Genomic DNA, 3,598 nt, shown 5'->3' with positions numbered 1-3,598 from the left:
AACGTCGCGCCCATCAGCGAATTCGGGCTGGTGGAGATGACCCGCGAGCGCATCCGTCCCAGTCTGCTCTATGCCTTGAGCGAGCCTTGTCCGACCTGTGAAGGGACAGGGCGGGTAACCTCCAAGACTACCGTGGCTACGCGCATCGAGCGCTGGCTGAAGCGCTTCCGCTCGCAGAGCCGTCTCCGCCGCCTGGAACTGCGCGTCCACCCTGAGATGGCCGATTTTCTTGAGAGCGGATTGGTGAGCAAGATCAGGCAACTCATGTGGCGCTTCCGGGTGCACATTGCTGTGGTGCCGGAACCCAAGCTGCCCATGAACGAGTTCCGGGTTATCTCCAAGAAGACCAACGCGGACATCACGGACACATTTAAAGCTTGACAAAGAGGTACTGATTTGCTATATTTACGCCGCTTTTCGCGAAAGCTACGAACGACGGAGGCCGTATTTCATGTACGCGATTGTGGACATAGCAGGCAAGCAGTTTCGGGTGGAGCAAGGTGCTGAAATCATCGCCCCGAAGGTTGATGCCGAGGTTGGTGCCACCCTGGACTTTGGCCTGGTCTATTTGCTGGCCGATCAGGGGGAAGTGCACGTGGGCACACCGACCATCGAAGGGGCGTCCGTGCAGGCGACAGTGGTCGCCCATGGCCGTGGTCCCAAGATCATCGTTTTCAAGAAAAAGCGCCGCAAAGGCTACAAGGTCAAGAAGGGCCATCGGCAGCACTACACCCGCCTGAAGATTGAAAAGATTCTCGCCGCGTGAGCGGCTGTGGACCGCGAGGAGGTTGAGAGCATGGCACATAAGAAAGGTGTTGGCAGTTCCCGAAACGGCCGCGACAGCAATCCCCAGATGCTGGGCGTCAAACGCTTTGACGGCCAGCTGGTGACCGCCGGGAGCATTTTGGTCCGCCAGCGCGGCACGCACATCCATCCAGGGACTAACGTGGGCATTGGCAAAGACAACACCCTTTTTGCGCTGGTAGACGGCAGAGTCAAGTTCGAGCGTCGTGGCAGAGACAGGAAAGTGGTCAGCGTGTACGCTTGAACAATGGACGGCACAAGTGTGAAGGTGGGTTCCTGAAGATGCGGGCCCACCTTTTTGTTTGTTCATGACTTCAGCCGCGAGGAAAGGAGGGACGTGACCATGAAGATTACCTGGCTCGGGCATGATGCCTTCCTGTTCGAGACGGCCAAAGGGGTCAAGGTCCTCAGCGATCCCTACGTGGCCGGCTCTTACGACGGCGCGGTCGGTTACAAGCCGATCACGGAGGTAGTGGACGTGGTCTTTGTGAGCCATGCCAGCCACCCTGACCACGGAGGGCACAAGAACCTACCCGGTTCTCCGCAGGTGCTGCTGGGCGCTGGCCGGCACGAGGCCAAGGGAATCACCTTCAAGGGGGTGGCCACCTTTCACGACAAATCCGGCGGCAAAGAGCGTGGCCACAATACCGTGTTCGTGATGGAGGCCGATGGGCTGCGCATCTGCCACTGTGGCGACCTTGGCCACACGCTCACGCCTGCGCAAGTGCAAGAGATCGGCGCCGTGGACGTCCTCTTTGTGCCGGTCGGGGGATTCTTCACTATCAACCATCGGGAAGCGTGGGAGGTGGTCGAGGCACTGAAGCCGAAGATTGTGGTGCCCATGCACTACAAGACCGAGGTGCTCGGCTTCCCCTTGGACAAGGTCGACGAGTTTCTCAAAGGCAAGCGGAACGTGGAGCGCATCAAGGGCAGCAGCTTTGAGGTCAGCAAGGAGACCCTGCCCAAGGAGACGAAGATCGTGGTCATCGAGGAGCACCTGCTATGAGAGACGTGCACGTCAATGAGATCGTGAAGACGGTCGCAGACCTTTGCATTGCCGCCAACTACCAACTTGATGAGGATGTCATCGAGAGCTTCAAGCGGTTCCGGGAAAAGGAAGAGTCACCTACCGCCCGTGCCATTTTGGACCAACTCATCGAGAACGCCGCCATCGCCCGCGAGGGGCAGTTTCCCATGTGCCAGGATACCGGCTTCGCCGTCCTGTTCGTGGAGATCGGTCAAGATGTGCACATCGTCGGTGGCGACCTGTGGGCAGCGCTCAACGAAGGGGTGCGCAAGGGGTATGGCGAGGGCTATTTGCGCAAATCCATAGTCGGCGATCCACTGCGTCGCGTGAACACCAAGGACAACACTCCGCCTGTGGTCTGGACGGAAATCGTGCCGGGCGACAAGATCACCATCACCGTTGCCCCCAAAGGGGGAGGCAGCGAGAACATGAGCGAGGTGCGGATGCTCCGCCCGGCCGATGGCCTGGAGGGGGTGAAGAACTTTGTCGTGGACCGCGTGAGCCGCTCTGGAGGCAACCCCTGTCCGCCGGTGATCGTGGGCGTGGGTATTGGAGGCACCTTCGAAAAGTGCGCATGGTTGGCTAAGAAGGCGTTGCTGCGACCCATTGGGCAGCGCCACCCTGATCCTTTCTATGCCGACATGGAAGTGGAGTTGTTGGAGCGCATCAACAAGTTAGGCATCGGGCCGCAAGGGCTTGGTGGCCGGACCACTGCGCTCGATGTTCATGTGGAAGTGTATCCGTGCCACATCGCTTCGCTGCCGGCGGCGGTGAACACGCAATGCCACGCTGCCCGGCACAAGACGGCGGTCATCTGAGCGCCTGCAATGCACACCATGAACGCATGAGGGAGTCAACCATGGCAGATGCAATCCGGATAACCACGCCGCTCACGGACGAACAGGTGGAGAAGCTCCGCGTGGGCGATAGTGTGCTCATAACTGGTGTCATCTACACGGGGCGGGACGCAGCGCACAAGCGCTTGGTGGACCTGCTGGCTGAGGGCAAACCGCTGCCCATTGACGTGAAGGGGCAGCTCATCTACTACGTCGGCCCATCACCAGCCAGGCCGGGCATGCCGATCGGCTCGGCTGGACCCACCACCAGCTATCGTATGGACCCCTACGCGCCCACGCTGATTAGACAGGGACTGAAGGGCATGATCGGCAAGGGGGAGATGGGGCCGGAGGTAGCCGAGGCCCTGCGCACGCACAAGGCGGTCTATTTTGCGGCGGTGGGGGGCGCAGCTGCCCTGATCGCCAAATCAATCCTCAAGTCGGAAGTCGTCGCTTACGAAGACCTGGGCGCCGAGGCCATTCAGCGCTTAGAGGTGCGCGATTTTCCTGCCATCGTGGCCCAGGATTGCCACGGCGGCAACATCTACAAAGAGGGACGGGCGAAGTACGAGGTGAAGTAACCACCCATGCGGGAGCCCTGATTTGGGCGGGGCGAGAAGAGTTGCGGGGGGCATCTTGAAGGCCGCAGCCCGGTTTGCGCTGAGTCATGTTGAGGGGGCATAACCTCTCGCTGTCTGCTCTGAAGTGCTGCGGTCGAGCCGAGCGGCGCCCGAATAGGCCGCTCGGGTGCTCGCAACAAATCCCTTGACATTCTGAAACGGAATAGCTATCATTCTTTGGGAGCAGAGGCAGGAAGGTGCGGTGGGTCGCCGCAGCCATAGGAGGCAGAGCCCATGGAACAGCACGAGGTCTCAATTGCTTTCGAGATTGTGCTGGAGGAACTTGACAGCACAATTGCTGCCATAAATAG

6 protein-coding genes are annotated in these 3,598 nt (G+C 59.9%); all 6 read left to right on the top strand.

Features of this window, described 5'->3' with window-relative positions:
- Positions 1 to 381 (top strand): hypothetical protein (locus H5U38_10015; GenBank protein MBC7187356.1); only part of this gene is annotated, 381 nt, incomplete at its 5' end.
- Positions 382 to 451: 70 nt separating this feature from the next.
- A complete protein-coding gene (gene rplU / locus H5U38_10010) occupies positions 452 to 766 on the top strand; it encodes a 50S ribosomal protein L21 (GenBank protein ID MBC7187355.1) in 315 nt (104 codons plus the stop codon).
- A gap of 6 nt (positions 767 to 772) precedes the next feature.
- The gene (rpmA, locus tag H5U38_10005; GenBank protein ID MBC7187354.1) at positions 773 to 1,048 is read left to right on the top strand and encodes a 50S ribosomal protein L27; all 276 of its coding nucleotides are present in this window, start codon (positions 773 to 775) and stop codon (positions 1,046 to 1,048) included.
- Positions 1,049 to 1,147: 99 nt separating this feature from the next.
- Complete coding sequence (locus tag H5U38_10000) at positions 1,148 to 1,810, top strand: MBL fold metallo-hydrolase (GenBank protein ID MBC7187353.1); 663 nt, start codon at positions 1,148 to 1,150, stop codon at positions 1,808 to 1,810.
- Positions 1,807 to 2,649, top strand: coding sequence for a fumarate hydratase (locus H5U38_09995; GenBank protein MBC7187352.1), 843 nt, complete (start codon positions 1,807 to 1,809; stop codon positions 2,647 to 2,649). The genes H5U38_10000 and H5U38_09995 overlap by 4 nt, the downstream gene beginning before the upstream one ends.
- 41 nt (positions 2,650 to 2,690) lie before the next feature.
- Complete coding sequence (locus H5U38_09990; GenBank protein ID MBC7187351.1) at positions 2,691 to 3,248, top strand: Fe-S-containing hydro-lyase; 558 nt, start codon at positions 2,691 to 2,693, stop codon at positions 3,246 to 3,248.
- Positions 3,249 to 3,598 lie beyond the last annotated feature (350 nt).

The organism is Calditrichota bacterium, assembly GCA_014359355.1.
Lineage (GTDB): Bacteria > Zhuqueibacterota > Zhuqueibacteria > JANLFK01 > Oleimicrobiaceae > Oleimicrobium.
This window is presented reverse-complemented; position numbering and strand designations above follow the sequence as displayed.

Bases quoted from the DNA above. Each gene is read 5' to 3' on its own strand.
- H5U38_09995 (MBC7187352.1), top strand. From the start codon at position 1,807: ATGAGAGACGTGCACGTCAATGAGATCGTGAAGACGGTCGCAGACCTT.
- H5U38_10000 (MBC7187353.1), top strand. From the start codon at position 1,148: ATGAAGATTACCTGGCTCGGGCATGATGCCTTCCTGTTCGAGACGGCC.
- H5U38_09990 (MBC7187351.1), top strand. From the start codon at position 2,691: ATGGCAGATGCAATCCGGATAACCACGCCGCTCACGGACGAACAGGTG.
- rplU (MBC7187355.1), top strand. From the start codon at position 452: ATGTACGCGATTGTGGACATAGCAGGCAAGCAGTTTCGGGTGGAGCAA.